General features: G+C 40.5%; 19 protein-coding genes. 16 read left to right on the top strand and 3 right to left on the bottom strand.

The window, feature by feature from the left end; all coding sequences use genetic code 11:
* Positions 1 to 69: 69 nt before the first annotated feature.
* A complete protein-coding gene (locus Q0H92_RS04185) occupies positions 70 to 1890 on the bottom strand; it encodes a methyl-accepting chemotaxis protein (protein ID WP_296012270.1) in 1821 nt (606 codons plus the stop codon).
* A 146-nt stretch (positions 1891 to 2036) separates the two neighbouring features.
* On the opposite strand from Q0H92_RS04185, the gene Q0H92_RS04190 reads away from it, so the two are divergent.
* From Q0H92_RS04190 to miaA, 7 genes are all read left to right on the top strand, one after another.
* Positions 2037 to 3326, top strand: a complete 1290-nt coding sequence (locus tag Q0H92_RS04190; protein ID WP_296012272.1) for a hexokinase — start codon at positions 2037 to 2039, stop codon at positions 3324 to 3326.
* Positions 3327 to 3428: 102 nt separating this feature from the next.
* The gene (locus tag Q0H92_RS04195; RefSeq protein WP_296012273.1) at positions 3429 to 4061 is read left to right on the top strand and encodes a flagellar protein FlbB; all 633 of its coding nucleotides are present in this window, start codon (positions 3429 to 3431) and stop codon (positions 4059 to 4061) included.
* Between the two features lie 54 nt (positions 4062 to 4115).
* On the top strand, positions 4116 to 5504 hold the full coding sequence (locus tag Q0H92_RS04200; RefSeq protein WP_296012276.1) for a flagellar hook-length control protein FliK: 1389 nt from the start codon (positions 4116 to 4118) through the stop codon (positions 5502 to 5504).
* Between the two features lie 9 nt (positions 5505 to 5513).
* Positions 5514 to 5963, top strand: coding sequence for a flagellar hook assembly protein FlgD (flgD, locus tag Q0H92_RS04205; RefSeq protein ID WP_288605426.1), 450 nt, complete (start codon positions 5514 to 5516; stop codon positions 5961 to 5963).
* A gap of 45 nt (positions 5964 to 6008) precedes the next feature.
* A complete protein-coding gene (flgE, locus tag Q0H92_RS04210; RefSeq protein WP_296012278.1) occupies positions 6009 to 7400 on the top strand; it encodes a flagellar hook protein FlgE in 1392 nt (463 codons plus the stop codon).
* A gap of 167 nt (positions 7401 to 7567) precedes the next feature.
* Positions 7568 to 7789 (top strand): DNA-directed RNA polymerase subunit omega, encoded by a 222-nt coding sequence (locus Q0H92_RS04215; RefSeq protein WP_288605425.1) that lies wholly within the window; start codon positions 7568 to 7570, stop codon positions 7787 to 7789.
* A 26-nt stretch (positions 7790 to 7815) separates the two neighbouring features.
* Positions 7816 to 8748 (top strand): tRNA (adenosine(37)-N6)-dimethylallyltransferase MiaA, encoded by a 933-nt coding sequence (miaA, locus tag Q0H92_RS04220; protein WP_296012280.1) that lies wholly within the window; start codon positions 7816 to 7818, stop codon positions 8746 to 8748.
* Here miaA and Q0H92_RS04225 read toward each other — a convergent pair.
* Both Q0H92_RS04225 and Q0H92_RS04230 read right to left on the bottom strand, forming a co-directional pair.
* The gene (locus tag Q0H92_RS04225) at positions 8729 to 10105 is read right to left on the bottom strand and encodes a HAMP domain-containing sensor histidine kinase (protein ID WP_296012283.1); all 1377 of its coding nucleotides are present in this window, start codon (positions 10103 to 10105) and stop codon (positions 8729 to 8731) included. The genes miaA and Q0H92_RS04225 overlap by 20 nt on opposite strands.
* Positions 10102 to 10803 (bottom strand): response regulator transcription factor, encoded by a 702-nt coding sequence (locus tag Q0H92_RS04230; protein WP_296012284.1) that lies wholly within the window; start codon positions 10801 to 10803, stop codon positions 10102 to 10104. Before Q0H92_RS04230 ends, Q0H92_RS04225 begins: the two co-directional genes overlap by 4 nt.
* A gap of 131 nt (positions 10804 to 10934) precedes the next feature.
* On the opposite strand from Q0H92_RS04230, the gene Q0H92_RS04235 reads away from it, so the two are divergent.
* The 9 genes from Q0H92_RS04235 to fliP all read left to right on the top strand — a co-directional run bounded on the left by Q0H92_RS04235 (position 10935) and on the right by fliP (position 18020).
* Positions 10935 to 11591 (top strand): HD domain-containing protein, encoded by a 657-nt coding sequence (locus tag Q0H92_RS04235; protein ID WP_296012286.1) that lies wholly within the window; start codon positions 10935 to 10937, stop codon positions 11589 to 11591.
* A gap of 120 nt (positions 11592 to 11711) precedes the next feature.
* Entirely contained in the window at positions 11712 to 11903 is a 192-nt protein-coding gene (locus Q0H92_RS04240) for a flagellar FlbD family protein (protein WP_296012289.1), read from the top strand.
* A 24-nt stretch (positions 11904 to 11927) separates the two neighbouring features.
* On the top strand, positions 11928 to 12710 hold the full coding sequence (locus tag Q0H92_RS04245; protein ID WP_296012291.1) for a motility protein A: 783 nt from the start codon (positions 11928 to 11930) through the stop codon (positions 12708 to 12710).
* Positions 12711 to 12727: 17 nt separating this feature from the next.
* The gene (gene motB / locus Q0H92_RS04250; protein WP_296012293.1) at positions 12728 to 13450 is read left to right on the top strand and encodes a flagellar motor protein MotB; all 723 of its coding nucleotides are present in this window, start codon (positions 12728 to 12730) and stop codon (positions 13448 to 13450) included.
* Positions 13451 to 13540: 90 nt separating this feature from the next.
* Positions 13541 to 14095 (top strand): flagellar basal body-associated FliL family protein, encoded by a 555-nt coding sequence (locus tag Q0H92_RS04255; RefSeq protein WP_013701726.1) that lies wholly within the window; start codon positions 13541 to 13543, stop codon positions 14093 to 14095.
* 23 nt (positions 14096 to 14118) lie between these two features.
* Positions 14119 to 15153 carry a flagellar motor switch protein FliM gene (gene fliM, locus Q0H92_RS04260; protein ID WP_013701725.1) on the top strand — a complete coding sequence of 345 codons (1035 nt, stop codon included), beginning with the start codon at positions 14119 to 14121 and terminating at the stop codon, positions 15151 to 15153.
* Complete coding sequence (gene fliN / locus Q0H92_RS04265) at positions 15150 to 16391, top strand: flagellar motor switch protein FliN (protein WP_296012295.1); 1242 nt, start codon at positions 15150 to 15152, stop codon at positions 16389 to 16391. Before fliM ends, fliN begins: the two co-directional genes overlap by 4 nt.
* Positions 16392 to 16512: 121 nt before the next feature.
* On the top strand, positions 16513 to 17178 hold the full coding sequence (locus Q0H92_RS04270) for a flagellar biosynthetic protein FliO (protein ID WP_296012296.1): 666 nt from the start codon (positions 16513 to 16515) through the stop codon (positions 17176 to 17178).
* Entirely contained in the window at positions 17175 to 18020 is an 846-nt protein-coding gene (gene fliP, locus Q0H92_RS04275; RefSeq protein WP_296012298.1) for a flagellar type III secretion system pore protein FliP, read from the top strand. Before Q0H92_RS04270 ends, fliP begins: the two co-directional genes overlap by 4 nt.
* Positions 18021 to 18044: the final 24 nt, after the last annotated feature.

Below are 18044 nucleotides of genomic sequence, written 5' to 3' on the forward strand. Positions count from 1 at the left end.
AATTTTTTTATGGATTATCGGGTCAAGCCCGATAATGACAAATTCAATTTTCTGACTAACTAGCTTTTTTTATTCAGTTTTGTAGCTGTCAACAATTTTCTTTACAGATTCAGAAAGCTCAAGATTTTCTTCTGAATGTGAATTTACTTTGCCGGCAAAATTTTTCATCTTGTCAATATTTTCAGAAGCGGTGCTTGAGCTGTCAAGAATTTCCGAAGCTTTTTCCTGCAAAATTGAAACCTGCTCTTCAAGAAGCGAATTTTTTATTTTGAGCTGCCCGGACGAAACAGAAATCGCATCGGACTCTTCATGAAGAATTTGCATCATGCTTTGGATTTTGCTTGACTCTGAATTCTGCTCGTTCATTTTTTCGCAAACGCTTTGAATTGAAGTGTTCATGCTTTTTATGCTTGATTCCAGCGCGTCAAATGATTTTGTGGAATTTGTGGAAGCAGAAACCATTTGCTCCACAGCCGACTCTATATTTTCAACAAGTTCTTTTATTGATTTTGTCTGCGATGCGGAATTTGTGGCAAGTGTTCTGATTTCATTTGCAACTACGCTGAATCCTTTTCCTGCTTCTCCTGCGTGCGCCGCTTCAATTGCCGCGTTCATGGCAAGCAAATTTGTCTGCGCAGAAATTTCAGAAATTACTTTGTTCGCTTCAAAAAGCTTAGTCGCAAGTTCCTGAATCGCTTCAATTTTCTTTGCGACTTCGGACTGGCATTGCTTTCCGTCGTTGGATTTTTGAACGATATTTTCGTATTCGCTGTTGATTCCAGAAATTTTTTCATTGATTTCTTCTATATTTTTTGTAATCTGGCTAACGGCGTCTGTGGAATTTTGAATTGCCACGTGCTGATTTTTTGCTTTTTCATCAAGCTCAATTACAGAAGTTACAACGTCATCAATCGTTCCGTTTGCTTCCTGAGTTTTTTCAGTCTGTTCCTTTGCCTTTGAGTAAATGTCTTCTATTAATTGACCTTCCGTTTCAATTAGGCTTGTTGTTTCGTGAGTCTGGCTTAAAAGCACATTTGAATTTTCGCTTAACTTTGAAACTGCTGTTTTTTCAGAGATAATCATTTTCTGGAGCTTTTCAATTATTTTATTGCAGGCCCTGGAAATTTCAGCAATTTCCTTTTCTTTGTATTCCAAAACACGCGCTGTAAGATCACTTTCTCCGCTGGCGATTTCGTCCATTCTATATGAAATTGTAAAAAGCTTTGTAAAAAATGAAGAAATCCACATATATGAAAAAACAATGCAGATGACTAAAAGTACCAGGCAGGTAACGGTCATTGTTGTTTGGCTTTGTTTTATAGATTTTATTATTGAAGCAGCTTCAAAATCGCAGGCAACAAATCCGATTGCTTTATTGTCCTTTATAATTGGCGCATAAGCTGTTATCATCCAACCCCATTCATCTTGCTCTCTGAAATCTGAAATTATGATTTCTTTTTCATTCAGCACAATGTGTGGATAGTCGCCGTAACTTGTCAAGTCTTCAACAGTTCCGATTGGAGAAAAATTTTCATCGTCAAAAGGAGTTGTGCTTCCGTCTACAATATAAGTGAAATTGTTTCCGCCGCTTGGAATCATTGTGTAAAGAAATTTGCACTGCGTCTGCGATTTTATGATTCTAAGTTCTTTATATAGTTCTGTATAGTACGGATGTGATTCGTCAAGTTTTTCTGCAAGCTCTGAAAAACGGTCTGCATCTATTTTGTATAGCGCGCGTTTTACTAAGGATTCTCCTTGTGATGAAAAAACATTGAATGCTGTTGATTTTATGTTTATCATCGCTATTATCGTGGTAATAACTGAAATAAGAACTATAAAAAAAGATATAAATACCAAGAACTTAAATTTGTATGAATTTGCAAATTTCATAAATACCTCTCTGCTATTTTCTTATTCTTTTATAGATTATATACGATAATTTCCATTTTGAACATATAAATCAGATTGATAATTCTTAGTTTTATATTTATAATAGTAGCAATCTTTTTAATTTCAAGTTTATAAGGAGTTCGTTTATGAACCGGAAAGTTGCAGCCTTTTTGGGCAGACACAATTTCAGCATCCATCAGGACATTAATTCAGTTGTTGAAGCCATGCTTTTTGATATGAATGAAGGTTTGAGCGGCCGTCCATCTGGCGAGGATATGATTAGAACTTATGCGAATCCTCCGTCTCAGGCTACAGCTGGAAAAAGTGTCATTGTAATTGATGCCGGCGGAACAAATTTCCGTTCTTGCCTTGTAACTTTTGATTCAAACGGAAATCCTTCAATTGATTTTATGGAAAAAACAAGAATGCCTGGCGTTGACCGCGAGCTTTCTAAAAAAGAATTCTTTGACCAGATTGCAGCAAACCTTGAGCATTTAAAGGACAAGTCTTCTAGCATTGGATTCTGCTTTTCTTATCCAGTTGACATTCAGGAAGACGGAGACGGCGTTCTTATCAACTTTACAAAGGAAGTAAAAGCTCCTGAAGTTGAAGGCTCCCACATCGGAAAAGAACTTGAAAAGGCGTTGAAGGAACACGGCTGGAAAAACAAGCTTCATGTTTCAATGCTGAACGACACAGTTTCCGCCCTGCTTGCTGGAGCTGCCGACCCTGATGAAGGAATGAAATATTCTTCTTACGTTGGATTTATTCTTGGAACTGGAATGAATTCCGCATATATTCAGACTGCAAGCCTGGAATACAAAAATTTAAAGACACAGATTATAAACTGCGAGTCTGGAAAATTCGACAAGGTTGCAAGAAGCGACTTTGATATTTCATTTGACAAAAAAAGCGAAAAGCCTGGAATCGGCATTATGGAAAAACTTTGCTCAGGCGCGTATATGGGACCGATTGCGTTTGAAGCCGTAACAACTGCCGGCAAGGAAAATCTTTTTACAGAAAAACTTTCCGAAAAACTTTCCAAGCTTGATTCTCTTACTCAAATTGAAATGGATTCGTTCCTTCATGCTCCGTATTCAACAAATTCAAAACTCGGCTCAATTATGGCTGAATGCGCCAAGGAAGATGACTACGATGTTTTGTTCCAGCTGCTTGACGCTCTTGTAGAACGTTGCGCTAGAATGGCCGCCGCAATTTTGTCTGCCTGCGTAATAAAGAGCGGGGAAGGTAAGACTGCCGACAAGCCTGTGTGCATTCTTTGCAACGGAACTTCATTCTTTAAAACTTATAAAGTTCGCCAGCGTGTTCTTGGTTATCTTGAAGAAATTCTTGTAAAGGAACGCGGACTTTACTTTGATGTAATCAGCCGTGAAAACGACATTACTCTTGGCACTGCGATTGGTGGTCTTCTTTAATTAAATTCAAGGGGAAAGCTTTTAAAGTTTTCCCTGTTTCTTTTGGGCGTGGTTTTTCTTAGGTTTTTCTAAAAAAAGTCCGATAATCAACTGGAGCAATATATGTCAAACGCTAAAGTTTTAGGAAAATCAATTCTCCTCATCATTCTTATTGTAGTTCTTGTTTTGTTCGGACTTCTTTGGTTTGACTATCTGGGAATAATTCAGGCTAAGAGAGCTTTTGCGCCTTTGTTTAAATTAGCCGGGCTTTCTCCGCAGACTTCTGTCTCTGCTTCATCTTCAAAGGAACTTGTTGAGGCTGACCTTGACAATGACCGTTTTGCAAAAAGACTTGAGGCGCTTGACATTCGTTCTCAGGAGCTTGCAAAAAGAGAAGCGGAAGTGAAAGAGCGCGAGGATGCGAATGCCCAGGTTGCGCAGGAACTTGAAGACAAAGAAAAAACTCAGGCTGAACGTGAAAAAACATTTAATAATTTAGTAAAAAAGTACGATGATAGAAGTGTAAACATCGAGCAAATTGTTGCTAATTTGAACGGTATGCCGCCAAAAAGCGCAGTTGGAATTCTTGTTGAAATGGACGATCAGGACGTAATTGATGTTCTGCGCCGCGCCGATGAGATTGCCGCAGCTTCTGGTGAATCTTCTACAGTCGCATATTGGCTTTCTTTAATGCCTAGTGAGCGTGCTGCTGAAATTTCACGCAAAATGGCAAACAAACCGCTTTCAATAAATTAGCAAAATTGCCTGTTAATGCGGCGCGCCGGTGTTTATAGAATCCGGAGGTTGCCCATGCAGGCATTAAGTTTACAGATTGTAAATCCACAGCAGGAACGCGATGTTTCTGTAAAGAAAATTCCGACTGCAAAATCTGAAGACAGAGAGCCGTCATTTAAAGAAATGGTGGAATCCGCTTCAAGAAAAGATCGGGCAGACAATTCTCCTTCCAAAGAAAAAGTTCAAAAAGTTTCAAAGGCTTCTGATGAGCCAGCTGCAAATTCCGTAGAAGAAAAATCTAGCACGGAAATTCAAAATTCTTCCTCGGCTGTTTTTGCTTCGTTTGCGGTTGTTCAAGAACCTTCTGTGCAGGAAGAATCTTTTGTTAATTTAGATTTTCAAAGTGAACTTTCTTCTGATTCTATTTCTGAAATTTTGCCTTCTAGCGAGCAGCTTGCGTTTTTGCGTTCTGAAGATTTTTCTTTAGAAAATAAAACTGATGATTTTTCAGCTGAAAACAATTTTTTCCTTCCGTTGAACGAAATGCAGAATTTGCAGGCGGCGCAGAATCTTTCAGTTGACGAGCCTGAAAAGTTTTTAGAAACCACAAAACTTGCCGGGCATTTTTCTTCTTCTGATGAAAAGTCTATGCTTGCGTCTTTGCAATCTACTCCAGATGAAATTGCAGCTTTGCAGAATTCCGCGGAACTTTCCCAGCTTGGAATTTCTTTAGAATCCGGCGAAAAGAAAACTGATTTTTTCAAGCTTGAGCTTTCTTCTTCCGATGATAATGGCGCAAAAGAAGTGCCGTCGCTTTTTGAAAATATTTTTACAGTTACAGACGAACGTTCCGTTGAACAGAAAATTGCTGACTTTAAATCCGAGATGAAATCTGACTATTCAGAGCAGGACAACAGCCTGAATCTTTCGCTTTCACTTTCTGAAAATGCAAAGCAGAACATTCTTGCTTCAAACAACCAGAGCGCAGGAGCTTCCGGCTCTACTTTCCAGCAGATGCTTTCTCAGCAGATTCAGTTTAATGCGCCTGATTTTGCACGCGCTGGAAACATTGTTTTGCAGGACAACAATTCCGGCTCAATAAACATGATTTTAAAGCCAGAAAATTTAGGAAATGTTAAAATAAATCTTCATCTTTCCGATAATGTGATTACAGGGCAGATTACTGTAAACAGCAAAGAAGCTTTCGAGGCTTTTAAACAAAACCTTGAGACTTTAAAGCAGGCTTTTCAAAACAGCGGATTTGAAAATGCAAATTTAAGTCTTAGCTATGCCGACACTTCTTCCGGCTCATTTGCGCAGGGAGAACGGCAGCAGAGCAGCGAACAGTTCTTTTCTAACAAAGTTTACGGTGATTATACGTCTTCCGCTGAAATTTCAGGAGCGGCTTCTTCGCAAGCTGCATATAGCGCGGATTCTGACAGAAAAATCAGCGTTGTTGCATAGGAGTAAAAGATGGACGGAATTCAGTTGAATACAAGGCTTAGCGATCAGGAAATGGCAAAGCTGAATATGCAGGTAGATTCTTTCAACAAGTCAATTACGATTGAAGGAAGAAAAGTTCAGCGCGACTTGGGAAAGGATGATTTCCTTAAGCTTTTGATTACTCAGCTTTCAAATCAGGATCCTACTTCTCCTATGGAAAATACAGAGTTCATTGCGCAGATGGCTCAGTTCAGTTCTCTTGAGCAGATGACAAATATGAATCAGGAATTTGCAAAGATGAATTCGATGCTTGTTTCTTCACAGGCTGTGGGAACAATCGGAAAAACTGTTGACATTGCGCTTGGCGACACAAAGACAACTGGAGTTGTTGAAGCCGTAACTTACGGAGCGAATCCGCAGGTTCGTGTAAACAATATGTATTATGATATGAAACAAATCTCCGCAGTTTACGGAGAATGAGTTCAGGTTGGGGAACTCTATAAAAAATCATAAGAGGGTAAATTTATGATGAGATCACTTTATGCAGGCGTTTCGGGCTTGCAGAATCACCAGACAAGAATGGATGTAATTGGAAACAACATTTCCAATGTAAACACTTATGGATTTAAAAAAGGCCGCGCTACTTTTCAGGACATGATAAGCCAGCAGATTAACGGTGCCGCTCGTCCTACAGAAGAAGTGGGCGGTGTAAATCCTAAGGAAGTCGGACTTGGAATGAGTGTTGCTACAATTGACACAATCTTTACACAGGGAAACCTTCAGACAACAGGAAACACAACCGACCTTGCGATTCAGGGAAACGGATTCTTTGTTCTTAAAAACGGAGATGAAACTTTCTATTCACGCGCAGGTGTTTTTGGAACAGACTCAAACGGAACTCTTGTAAATCCTGCTAACGGACTTCGTGTTCAGGGCTGGATGGCAGAAGGTGTGAATGGTCGTCAGGTTGTGCGCACTTCAGCAACTCCTACAGACTTGGTGATTCCAGTTGGCCAGAAAGACCCGCCTAAAGCAACAGAAAATGTAAGATATTTCTGCAACCTTAACAAGAACACACCTGAAATCCCGGAAAATCCGACTGCGGATCAGGTTATTGAAGGAACTTGGCAGACAGAAATTGACATTTATGATACTTACGGAAACGCTCATCAGGTTCAGATGAATTTTGCAAAAGTTCCGGGAAACCCAAACCAGTGGACAGTTACTGTAAATGTTGACCCGGACAACGCTGAATTTACTCAGACAAGAATCGGCTTTGGAACAACAGACGGCGTGCAGAATACTTACACTTTGAATTTTGACAACACAGGCAAACTTCAGTCTGTGGTTGACAGCGCAGGAAATCAGTCTAATCCTCAGGGCGAAATTGTTCTTCAGGCTTCTTATGCTGTCGCTGATTCAAATGCTGATGCAAACGGAAATCCATACCGCCAGACTTTCAACTTGAACCTTGGAACAATCGGCTCAATGGAAAACACGATTACTCAGGCAGCTTCAAAATCTACAACAAAAGCAAACTATCAGGACGGCTACAAACTCGGCTATCTTGACAACTTTAAGATTGACCAGTCTGGAATAATTACAGGCGTTTATTCAAATGGTTCTGTCCGCACAATCGGACAAGTCGCAATGGCAAGTTTTACAAACCAGGGCGGTCTTGAAAAGAAAGGCGACAACACTTACGCGGAATCAATCAACTCTGGAATGGCGAACATCGGCGAAAGCGGAACTCAGGGAAAAGGAAGCATGCTTTCTGGAACTTTGGAAATGTCAAACGTTGACCTTACAGAGCAGCTCACAGACATGATTGTAACTCAGCGTGGATTTGAATCGAACGCAAAGACAATTCAAACTGGAGATTCAATGCTTGAAACTGTTTTAGGTTTGAAACGCTAATTTAGTTGAACTAGGAATCTTTAGAAAGCAATTTCTTTAGAACCTCTAATTCATAACCCAACCTTAGCTGGACAGATGAACCCTCGTCTGTTCAGCTTTTTTTGTATTTGTTTGACTATGCCTGCATTTTTTGATATAATTATTTCACTTTTTGTGAGGGGTAAACTATGATTTTTCCACTTGAAGAACTTGCTAAATTCAAAGGCGGAATGTACGCCATTACTGTTGCTGCTAGCCGCCGTGCATATCAGCTTGCAAAACTTGCCATGATAGAAGATCCTGCTGTTTCTGAGCTTGTAGAAGACAATGACGGAAAAGTTGTAAGTCTTGCGGCTCGTCAGCTTTTTTCTGGTGAAGTTAAATACGCTATTGAAGCTCCGGCACGCTAATTTTGTTTTTTTGCATTGATTAAAAATTGATTCCAGTAATTGTTGTTTTTGCACCAACTGCTTGCGGAAAAACTGCTTTGGCTGAAGACTTGTTCGGCAAAAGCAGTTCTTTTGTTTTTAAAGGAAAAGCGGAAGTCATAAGCGCAGACAGCCAGGCGGTTTACAAAGGGCTTGATATTGGAACTGCCAAGCCTACAAAAGAAGAACAGCAGGAAATTCCTTTTCACCTTATTGATGTTGCCAGTCCGCAGGAACAGTTCGGGCTTGGAAACTTTCTTGAGTCCGCAGATTCTTTGTGCGCGCAAATTTGGAGCAGAAAAAAAATTCCTTTGGTGATTGGCGGAACTGGTTTTTATATAAGAAATTTTTTGCTAGGCTCGCCGTCAACTCCAGAAAGTCGCCCGGAAATCAGAGCGCAGATAAAACAAAAACTTTCCGATTTAGGAAAAGAAAGTTTGTATGCCGAGCTGAAAATTGTAGATCCTGTGAGCGCAAAAAAAATAAATATAAATGACGAATATAGAATTTGCCGCGCCCTTGAAATTTTTTATTCATGCGGAAAACCTTTAAGCTCGTTCAGTCTTCCTTGCGAACTTAGAAAGCAATATAATTTTTGCACGCTGATTTTAAATCGCAGCAGAGAAGAACTTTACAAGCGCATTGATTTGCGTGTGGAAAAAATGTTTGAAGCAGGACTTGCGCAGGAAGTTGAGGCGTTGAAGAAATCAGGGCTTACAAAAGATTCTCCTGCAATGAAAGCCATTGGCTATAGCGAGTTTTTTATTGAAGGTCTTTCCGTGGAGCAAATAAAAGAAAAAATAAAATTCAACAGCCATCGTTATGCAAAAAAACAATACACATTTATGCGCGGAATTCCCGGAGCTTGCATTGTTGATGCTGACGACAAAGAAAAAATAAAGCAAATAATTTCAAGTTTTCTTAGTTCAGTGTTATTGTAAAAGTTGTTCCTTGGTTCGGCTTGGATTTTACATTTATGCTCCAGCCGTGGCTGTCTATAATTGACTTGACTACAGAAAGTCCTATTCCCATTCCATTTTCACGCCGGGAATTTGAGGCGCGGAAGAACAGCTCAAAAACTTTTTCCAAATCTTCTTCTGGAATTCCAACTCCAGTGTCGCTTATTGAAATTTCAATTTTCCCAAGTGAATTCTTTTTTGCTTCAAGTGAAATTGAGTCTCCGTCATTTGTGTAGCGCAGAGCGTTTCCGTAGATATTTTCCAAAGCGCGTGTAAAAAGATTTTTGTCCATAAGAACTTGCTGCTCTTCGATTTCTATTGAACTTGAAATTTTCCGCTTGTACAATTCTGCGGCGCCTTCCATGTTTGCAGCAAAATCCTTTAAAAATAATTTCAGTTCAACAGGTCTTAAAGTTTTTTTCCATTCTGTGTTGTCCATTTTTACATAGTTGATTAAATCATTTATCATTGACTCAAGCAGTCCGGCTTTTGTGTTTATTATTGAAACTGATTTTTTTATGTCGTCAATGCTGTTTACAATTCCATCTGAAACCGCTTCGGAATATCCTTTTATCAGCGCGACCGGCGTTCTCAAGTCGTGGCTTATTCCCATTATAAAACGTGAGCGGCGTTCAAGATTTTCCTTTAACGCTTTTCTCATGCGCTCCAAGTCTTCCGCGAGCTGCAAAATTTCGTTTGAGTTTCTTCTGCCTGAAATTTCAAGCTTTGTGTCAAGTTCTCCGTTTGCGATTTTTTGTGTTGCCTTTTGAATTATTTCTATTGAATTTGAAACCGACTTTGCAATTAAAATAATCACCGTGATTGACAATGTTTCAAAAACAAGCACAACAAAAAAAATGTGCATCATGAATTTTGGAATTCTTTTCAGCGAGCTTTTTCCTTTTGCATCGAATCTGCTTATAATCAGACCTTTGTTTTTGTGGCTTCCGTCGCGCGCTTCTTTTTGTTGCTCTTCAAGAAAGAAAGACTGAAACTGATAGTCGTAAGTGGAATTTGTTGTCTGCACAAAATCAAAAAGTTCCTTGGGATTGTGCGTGCTTCCCGTCTTTAATTCTGGAATTGTAGAAAGAATAACCTTTGAGTTGTAAAAAACTAAAATCTGAACGTCCGGCGGAATTTTTTCAATATAGTTTTGAATCTGGTTCCAGTCGCTTTCCGAAAGATTCGCCTCGTTTATTTTTCTGATTTCCTTGTAGCCTTTCATCAAAAATCTTCGCGGGGAATTGTAATACGTGTAAATTGGAAAAAGAATCATGCACAAAGTTGGAAGTATTAAAATTCCCGTGATTAAAAGCGAAATTTGATTTTTAATTTTCATTCATTGTTTTCCATGCTGAACTGGTAGCCCATTCCAAAAACTGTCTTTATATATTTTGGATTTGCAGGATTTTCTTCAATTTTTTTTCTTAGTCTTTGAACATAAACTCCAACCGCCGTCATGTCTCCGAATGGAGTTTTCCATACCGCATTGAAGACTTGTTCTGGAGTTGCTGGCTTGCTGTTGTTTTTTACAAGGTATTCAAGAACTTCATATTCTTTTGTTGAAAGCGGAATTTTTTCAGCTCCTTTTTTTAGAATGCAGCTGTTGCAGTAAAGAGTGTAGGAACCGAAATTTATTGTTTCTTCCACGGAAGCTTCTGTTGCGCAAAGACGCGCGAGCTTGGACTGAACTCTTGCAACTAGAACTTTCGGACTGAATGGCTTTGTTACAAATTCATCCGCGCCAAATCCAAGCCCTTCTATTATGTCTTCATCAGCATCCCGCGCAGAAACTATGATAACTGGGATTGTCGCTTTGTAGTTTTTTCTGAAAGCCTTTAAAAAGTCAAATCCGCTCATTCCAGGAAGATTTAAATCCAGAATTACCAGAGCAGGCGAATATCCTGTGTTTAATTTTTCAAGAGCTTTTTCTGCTGTGTCAAATGCCAGCGATTCAAAATCCGCGTTGTTCAAGTACATGCAAATCAGCTCTGCCATTTCTGGAACATCTTCAATTACAAGGATTTTTGTTTTCATGGCTGAAATTTACAATTATTCAAAAGGAAGTTCAAGAATTTTTGCGCGCCTCTAACAGATTATTATTATTTTTTGAAGGAATAATTTCTGATTTAATGCTTTTTTAACAAATGTTTTCTATAATATATGATATGACAGTTGAAGAAATAAAAAAGAACACAGAAATAAATGCGTTTTTGAACAAAGGAAATGAAATTTTAGGGAATCTTGGTTTTACAGACCATGGCCCTGGACATTGCGCCTTGGTTTCTGAACGTGCAGGATTTATTTTGCAGGAATTCGGAGAATCAAAAGAAAAGATTGAGCTTGCAAAAATAGCTGGATATATGCACGACATTGGAAATGCTCTGAACAGAAATCACCACGCAGAATACGGCGGACTTCTTGCAAATGAAATTCTTGGCAAGCTTGATTTTTCTTGCGAAGACAGAATTGAAATTGTTTCGTGCATTGCAAATCATGACGAGTCAACTGGAGGAGCGTTCGACAAAGTTTCCGCAGCCCTAATAATCGCCGACAAAACGGATGTAAGGCGAAACCGCGTAAGAACAAAGGAAAAATCTGCATTCGACATACATGACCGCGTTAATTTTGCAGTTGAAAATTCGACTTTAAAGATAAACCACGAAAAAGGTCAGATTTCCCTGAATCTTCAGATTGACGAGAACATTTGCACAATGTGCGACTACTTTGATATTTTCTTAGCGCGAATGCTCATGTGCAGAAAAGCCGCGGAATTTTTTGACTGCCGTTTTAAGCTTATGGCGAACGGAAGCAAAGTTCTTTAGCAGTTTTTTTCAGTTCTGACAGTTTGAGTCAATTTAAAAATTCCGCTTTCTCTTGTTTTTACGCCAAAAATAGTCTAAAATACTTGACGATTCACATTTTACAGTTCATTATAGTATATTATGATTGAAGTAACGCGTCTGAACGGAAAGAAATACTGGGTCAATCCGCACCAGATTGAATCTATGGAACAAAATCCTGATGTTACGCTTGCTCTTCTTTCAGGCAAAAAAATTGTTGTAAAAGAATCTCCAGAAGAAATCATAGAACGAATTGTTGTATATAGAAAAAAAATAGGTATGCAGGAACTTTGATTCTTGCGCGAGCGGGAGGAAAAAATGGATTTAGCTACTCTGATAGGATTCTTTGGCGGACTTGCAATGATGGCAGTTGGTGTTTTTACGTCCGGCGGATCCATTATGGGTATTATAGATATTCCATCAATTTTCGTAACTATTGGCGGATCTTATTTTTCTTTGTGGATTTGCGCCCCTATGAATCAGATTATCGGTCTTTTTGGCATTATGGGAAGGGCTTTTAAAACTTATGACTACGGAGAAAAAACAACAGTTCAGAATATGGTTGCCCTTAGTGAAAAAGCCCGCCGCGAAGGAATTCTTGCTCTTGAAGAAGGACTTGACGACCTTGACGATCCGTTCCTAAAAGAAGGCTTGCGTCTTATGGTAGACGGAAACGACGGAAGCGCAATCCGCTCTATTCTTGAAAATGAAATGGCTCAGGCAGAAAGCCGCCACATGGCCTGGATTAACGTTGTTATTCAGTGGGCTGGTTTTGCTCCTGGTTACGGAATGATGGGAACCGTTATTGGTCTTATTGGTATGTTAAGAAACCTTGAAGACAAAAGTGCGCTTGGTCCTAACATGGCGGTTGCTCTTATTACAACTTTGTATGGGTCTATGCTTGCGAACTGGCTTTTTGGTCCTTTGGCTCAGAAGCTCATTATGCAGAATGGAAACGAAATGAATGTAAAGGAAATGGTTCTTGAAGGAATCCTTTCAATTCAGGCTGGAGACAACCCTCGTATTCTTGGTCAAAAGCTTCTTACATATTTGGATCCAAAATCCCGCAAGGCAATTGAGTCCGACATCCTGAAAGACTAGGCTTGGGGAGTTTTTCAATGGCAAAAAGAGAAAAAAAAGAACCAGAAAAACCGTCAACCGCCTGGATGGGTACTTACGGAGACATGATTACTCTCATGCTCTGCTTTTTCGTTATGCTTTACGACCCTTCTGAATCAGACGCAGTTCAAATGGCGGCTTTGCAGGCTTCGCTTTCAAATAATAATCCGGGCGGCGGAATTTCAGTAAGTCCCGGTAGCCTTGCTAACTTGGGAAACGTTGTCAGTTCTCTTCCTTCTATAGAGAAAGGCCGGGCTTTGGGTCCTGCTATGAAAAAGGCGATTTCAAGTTTTGCGCCGGAAGTAAAATCAAATAAAATAACTATAACCAGCGATGAACGCGGACTTGTAATTTCTCTTGCATCCGATGCTTTTTTTGAGGAAGGCAGCGCGGAACTTAACATTGAAGAGGCTAGGGGAACTTTGCTTAACCTTGCGAAATTTTTTGCTTCCCCGGAAGTCGCAGGCAGAAGATGGCGCATTGAAGGACACACGGACAACAAGCCTGTTCCAGCTTCAAGCATTTATCCAAGCAACTGGGAACTTTCTGCGGCGCGGGCGGCAAATGTCTTGCATTATCTTGCGGATTTTGGCGTAGATGAAAAGCAGTTTTCTATTGCAGGATACGCGGACACTCGTCCTAAGCTTAGCAATGACACTGCGGAAGGCCGCGCTTACAACCGCCGTGTGGATGTGATTGTTCTTGATGACGGACATTTTTAGCAGAAATGCTTATTTTTCAATTTCTTCTAAGATAAAATTTAAAAATTCCGATATAAATAACGAGAAGATTTTAAAATCCGGGAGGACTTTATGGCAGACGAAAGCAATGCAGACGACTTGGGCGATGACATCGGAGCTGAAGTTTCAACAGGAAAAAAGAGCGGAATAAAAGGCGCGTTTCCTCAGCTTTTGAAATTTATTTTGATTGGTGTTGCTGCTGTAATTTTCATTGTTACTATCGTAGTTGTTACAACTGCTATTTTAAATAAAGGCGGAAAAACACCTTCACAGTCAATTCCAATCAGCGAGGAATATACTGTAAAAAGAGAATCTTATGACTGGTACACTTCTTTGGATCAGATTCGCACATCAACAAGCGATCCTGTTCCGGCGAGTGTGAGCGTTACAATTGCGCTTGGCTACAAAAAGGAGGACAAGGCGGCTTCAACTGAAATCACAGAGCGCCGTATTGAAATCATTGACTTTTTGAGAAGATTTTTTTCAGAGCAGACTGTTGAAGATTTGCGTCCGCAGAATGAGGAAGTTCTAAGACAGCAAATCCGCGACCAGATAAACGATGATATTTTAAGCAACTCCAGAATACGCGATGTTCGTTTTACAGGAAAGGATGTTGTTCAGCAGTAAGCTGAAAAAAGGTGGAATGAGACATGAATGAAGTTCTGTCACAGGATGAAATTGACCAGCTCCTTCAGGCTATAAGCACTGGCGAAAGCGAAGCAGATGAATTTAAGCCGGTTACCGATACCAGGCGTATAAAAATCTACGACTTCCGCCGTCCTGATAAATTTTCAAAGGAGCAGATTCGCACGGTTTCCAATATGCACGAAACTTTTGCGCGTCTTACAACAACAAGCCTTTCTGCCCAGCTGCGTACTTTGGTTCATGTCCATGTTGCTTCCGTAGACCAGCTGACTTACGAGGAATTCATTCGTTCTATTCCAACGCCTACAACTTTGGCTGTAATAAACATGGATCCTTTAAAAGGAAACGCAGTTCTTGAAATTGCTCCTGAAATTACATTTATAATAATTGACCGTCTTTTTGGCGGCTCTGGAGATACAGGCGGAAAAGTAAACCGCGACCTTACAGATATTGAGCAGTCTGTTATGGAAGGAATCATCGTCCGCATTTTGGCGAACATGAGAGAAGCTTGGACTCAGGTTATAGACTTGCGCCCGCGTCTTCAGCAGATTGAAACAAATCCGCAGTTTGCCCAAATTGTTCCTCCGAGCGAAATGGTCATCCTTGTTACTTTGGAAATAAAAATAGGTGAGGAAGCGGGTATGATGAATATCTGTATTCCTTATATAACGATTGAGCCGATTGTTTCAAAACTTTCGTCTTCTTTCTGGTTCAGTTCAGTTAGAAGAAGCTCCACAACTCAGTACCTTGGAACTCTCAAGGAAAAACTTGCGGATGTTGAGATGGAGCTTGTTGCGGACATTGGTTCGATAAATGTTCCTATTAGAGATGTTCTAAGCCTTAGGACAGGCGATGTTATAAGGCTTAACACTATAAAGGTTGGAGAGCCGCTTACATTAAGTGTGGGCAGCAAGAAGAAATTCTACTGTCAGCCTGGCGTTGTCGGGAAAAAGGTTGCCGTTCAGATTATTGAAAAAATCGACGAGCAGGAAACTGAAAATTTTGAAGAATTAACACCAGAAGGAGACGATAACCTATGAGTGAAGGATCTATATCACAGGAAGAAATCGATGCATTGCTGTCCGGCGTAGATGTCGGCGGACTTGGTTCAGGCGGCTCGTTTAATTCTGCTCCAGAGGTTGACATTGATGTTCCAACATTGCAGAATTTCGCTGGAACTATAAAAGACAAGCTTGCTGAAGTCATTAAGAATATGACCGAAAAGGACACTGTTCCGGGGGCTCCTGTTGTTGAGGCGATTGGACGTGATCAGCTGCTTGCAAAGCTCCCGGAAGAAGCTGTGGCTGTAATGGCGGACTTCTCTTCTGGACTAAGCGGCGACCATCTTTTCCTTATGTCCCCGGAATTTGCGACAAAGCTTGTTGGATATATAAACAAAGAGGAAAATCCTGCTCTTGATGACATGGGACTTTCTGTAATTTCAGAAGTAGTTTCATCTCATTCGGGCGCGGAAATAACAGAGCTTAGCAAAGGCGGAAAACTTCCGGGACTTGCAACAAATCCACCAGAAGCTGTAAAAGAGCCAAAGGCAATGATTCGTATGCCTCAAGGAACTTTTGCTTGCTTTACATATCCTGTTACTGTTGGCGGCGAGCAGTTTACCTTGTGGGAAGCTGTAAGCGGTTCTGCTGCTGACGGAATGGCTCGTGCTCTTGGCGGCGGTTCAAAACCTGCTTCACAGCCAGCTGCATCTGTAAATTCTGGAATGGATAGCACTTCTGCTATGGGCGGCGCTCCGCAGATGTCTTCTTCTTCCGCAGGATTTACTCAGCAGCCAATGATGGGCGGAATGCAGATGGGTGGAAACATGATGGGAATGCAGCAGATGCAGCCTAATCCGGCGATGATGGGAGGTATGCAGATGGGTGGAAACATGATGGGAATGCAGCAGATGCAGCCTAACGCTTCAATGATGGGCGGAATGCAGATGCAGACTCCTCCGAATGTTCAGTCATTGCAGTTCCCGAATTTTTCGCAGTCTGTAGGCGGCAGCGAGCAGGGAAATATCAACTTGATTATGGATGTTTTCATGGAAATGACGGTCGAACTTGGCCGCACCAAGAAAACAATCAAGGATATTCTGGGACTTGGCGAGGGAACAATCATCGAGCTTGACAAGCTTGCCGGTGAGCCTGTTGATATTCTGGTAAACCACAAGCCTATTGCCAAGGGCGAAGTTGTAGTTATTGATGAGAACTTCGGTGTTCGTGTTACAGAAATTCTTCCGTCTCTTGAACATGTGGCTTCATCTATGTAAAAATAAATTTGCAAGGGGCTTTTGAATTTCATTGAAGTTTAAAAGCTCCGTCAAATATAAAAGCGGCAGGCTTGGAATGCGGTGGGGATAACGCAAATGGTCTGTTGCTTTGGGTGGGAAAATGAATTATTCAAAAATAAAAATTTTAGCGGCAATGCTGGCTTTATGCGCCGGACTTTCTTTTGCCCAGCAGTCTTCGTCTCCTTCCGAAAATCTTACTTCCGCGCAAATTGAAAATTCTCAGATTTCATTAGACTTTTCAGAAAATTCTGATTCTGGAGATTCAGGCGAAAATGCTTTTAGCTCTTCTGGCTCTTTCGGCGGAATCGGAATTTTTGTGCGCATGATTCTTGTTTTGGGAATCATAATTGCGGCGATTTATTTTTTGTTCAAATTTATGCGCAAGTCTATGGGCGTTGAGCCGGTTACGGAAGACGATGTTTTTTTGCGCAAAGTTTCGTTTATAAGTCTTGGCGAAGGAAAATCCGTTCAAATTGTAAGTCTTTGGAACAAGGCGTTTATTCTTGGAGTTTCTGACAATTCCGTTTCGCTTATAAAAGAAATTGACGACAAAGATTTAATTGACGCGATGAACCGCTATGCCGACATGAACAGCAATGCGAAGAAACCGCGTTCATTTGAAGAAATCCTTCAGCTTTTTATGCCCGGAAAAAAAGAGGAATCCAAGGAAAATATTCCGGCCGCAAAAAAATCAGCTTATGACAAAGGCACAATGGATCTTATAAATTCCTTGAAGGGCAAAATGGTTGGCGGAGAAGAAAAATGAAAAAACTTTTCTTGCTGAAAAAACGTTTTTTTAAATTCGCTGTTGCGCTTTTAGTTTGCACTTGCTGCTTTTTTCCATTGTCATCGCAAAGCCAGAATAATTTTCCAGAAGGCTCTTCTAGCGGAACTACAGAAATGAACCGCCGAATAACTGGCTTGGATTTTCCGAATTTGAGTTTTTCCGCGACAGCACCTCGCTCTGGAAATGAAGTTGCGTTTAGTGTGCAGCTTTTGCTTCTTCTTACACTTTTAACTCTTGCGCCGAGCATTTTTATTTTGATGACTTGCTTTTTGCGCTTTTCGATTGTCCTTGACTTTATAAAAAGGGCGCTTTCTTTACAGCAAGTTCCGCCGACCGCAGTTCTGAATGGAATTGCAATTTTTATGACGCTTTTCTGCATGTGGCCGACATTCAGGCAGATTTACACGGATTCTTTTCAGCCGCTTTCGAATAATGAAATTACTTTGACAGAAGCTATTGAAAAAGCAGAGTCGCCTATAAGAATTTTTATGTTCCGCCAGATGGGAAACGACAAAAACAGCATTCGAACTTTTATGACAATGGCTGGGCTTGAGCGTCCGGCTAATGCTTCCGATGTTCCGACTTATGTTTTGATTCCAGCTTATATTCTGCATGAGCTTACAGTCGCATTTAAAATAGGAATTCTTCTATATATTCCGTTTATTGTAATTGACATGGTTGTTGCAAGCATTCTTATGAGCATGGGAATGATGATGCTTCCGCCTGTGCAAATTTCCATGCCGTTCAAGCTTATGCTTTTTGTTCTTGTTGACGGCTGGCATCTTTTGACTCAGCAGCTTTTTGTGAGTGTCTTGCGTTAAAAACTTTGACATCCGGCTTTTGAA

Origin of the sequence: uncultured Treponema sp., assembly GCF_934725225.1 — a bacterium.
In the GTDB taxonomy this organism is placed as follows: Bacteria; Spirochaetota; Spirochaetia; order Treponematales; family Treponemataceae; genus Treponema_D.

What these genes read in the sequence shown, in the direction of transcription:
- Q0H92_RS04240 (WP_296012289.1), top strand. Translation starts at nt 11,712, where the DNA reads ATGATTGAAGTAACGCGTCTGAACGGAAAGAAATACTGGGTCAATCCG.
- fliP (WP_296012298.1), top strand. Translation starts at nt 17,175, where the DNA reads ATGAAAAAACTTTTCTTGCTGAAAAAACGTTTTTTTAAATTCGCTGTT.
- Q0H92_RS04225 (WP_296012283.1), bottom strand. Translation starts at nt 10,105, where the DNA reads ATGAAAATTAAAAATCAAATTTCGCTTTTAATCACGGGAATTTTAATA.
- fliN (WP_296012295.1), top strand. Translation starts at nt 15,150, where the DNA reads ATGAGTGAAGGATCTATATCACAGGAAGAAATCGATGCATTGCTGTCC.
- Q0H92_RS04190 (WP_296012272.1), top strand. Translation starts at nt 2,037, where the DNA reads ATGAACCGGAAAGTTGCAGCCTTTTTGGGCAGACACAATTTCAGCATC.
- Q0H92_RS04185 (WP_296012270.1), bottom strand. Translation starts at nt 1,890, where the DNA reads ATGAAATTTGCAAATTCATACAAATTTAAGTTCTTGGTATTTATATCT.
- Q0H92_RS04235 (WP_296012286.1), top strand. Translation starts at nt 10,935, where the DNA reads ATGACAGTTGAAGAAATAAAAAAGAACACAGAAATAAATGCGTTTTTG.
- Q0H92_RS04195 (WP_296012273.1), top strand. Translation starts at nt 3,429, where the DNA reads ATGTCAAACGCTAAAGTTTTAGGAAAATCAATTCTCCTCATCATTCTT.
- flgD (WP_288605426.1), top strand. Translation starts at nt 5,514, where the DNA reads ATGGACGGAATTCAGTTGAATACAAGGCTTAGCGATCAGGAAATGGCA.
- Q0H92_RS04200 (WP_296012276.1), top strand. Translation starts at nt 4,116, where the DNA reads ATGCAGGCATTAAGTTTACAGATTGTAAATCCACAGCAGGAACGCGAT.
- Q0H92_RS04215 (WP_288605425.1), top strand. Translation starts at nt 7,568, where the DNA reads ATGATTTTTCCACTTGAAGAACTTGCTAAATTCAAAGGCGGAATGTAC.
- motB (WP_296012293.1), top strand. Translation starts at nt 12,728, where the DNA reads ATGGCAAAAAGAGAAAAAAAAGAACCAGAAAAACCGTCAACCGCCTGG.
- flgE (WP_296012278.1), top strand. Translation starts at nt 6,009, where the DNA reads ATGATGAGATCACTTTATGCAGGCGTTTCGGGCTTGCAGAATCACCAG.
- Q0H92_RS04270 (WP_296012296.1), top strand. Translation starts at nt 16,513, where the DNA reads ATGAATTATTCAAAAATAAAAATTTTAGCGGCAATGCTGGCTTTATGC.
- Q0H92_RS04245 (WP_296012291.1), top strand. Translation starts at nt 11,928, where the DNA reads ATGGATTTAGCTACTCTGATAGGATTCTTTGGCGGACTTGCAATGATG.
- Q0H92_RS04255 (WP_013701726.1), top strand. Translation starts at nt 13,541, where the DNA reads ATGGCAGACGAAAGCAATGCAGACGACTTGGGCGATGACATCGGAGCT.
- fliM (WP_013701725.1), top strand. Translation starts at nt 14,119, where the DNA reads ATGAATGAAGTTCTGTCACAGGATGAAATTGACCAGCTCCTTCAGGCT.
- Q0H92_RS04230 (WP_296012284.1), bottom strand. Translation starts at nt 10,803, where the DNA reads ATGAAAACAAAAATCCTTGTAATTGAAGATGTTCCAGAAATGGCAGAG.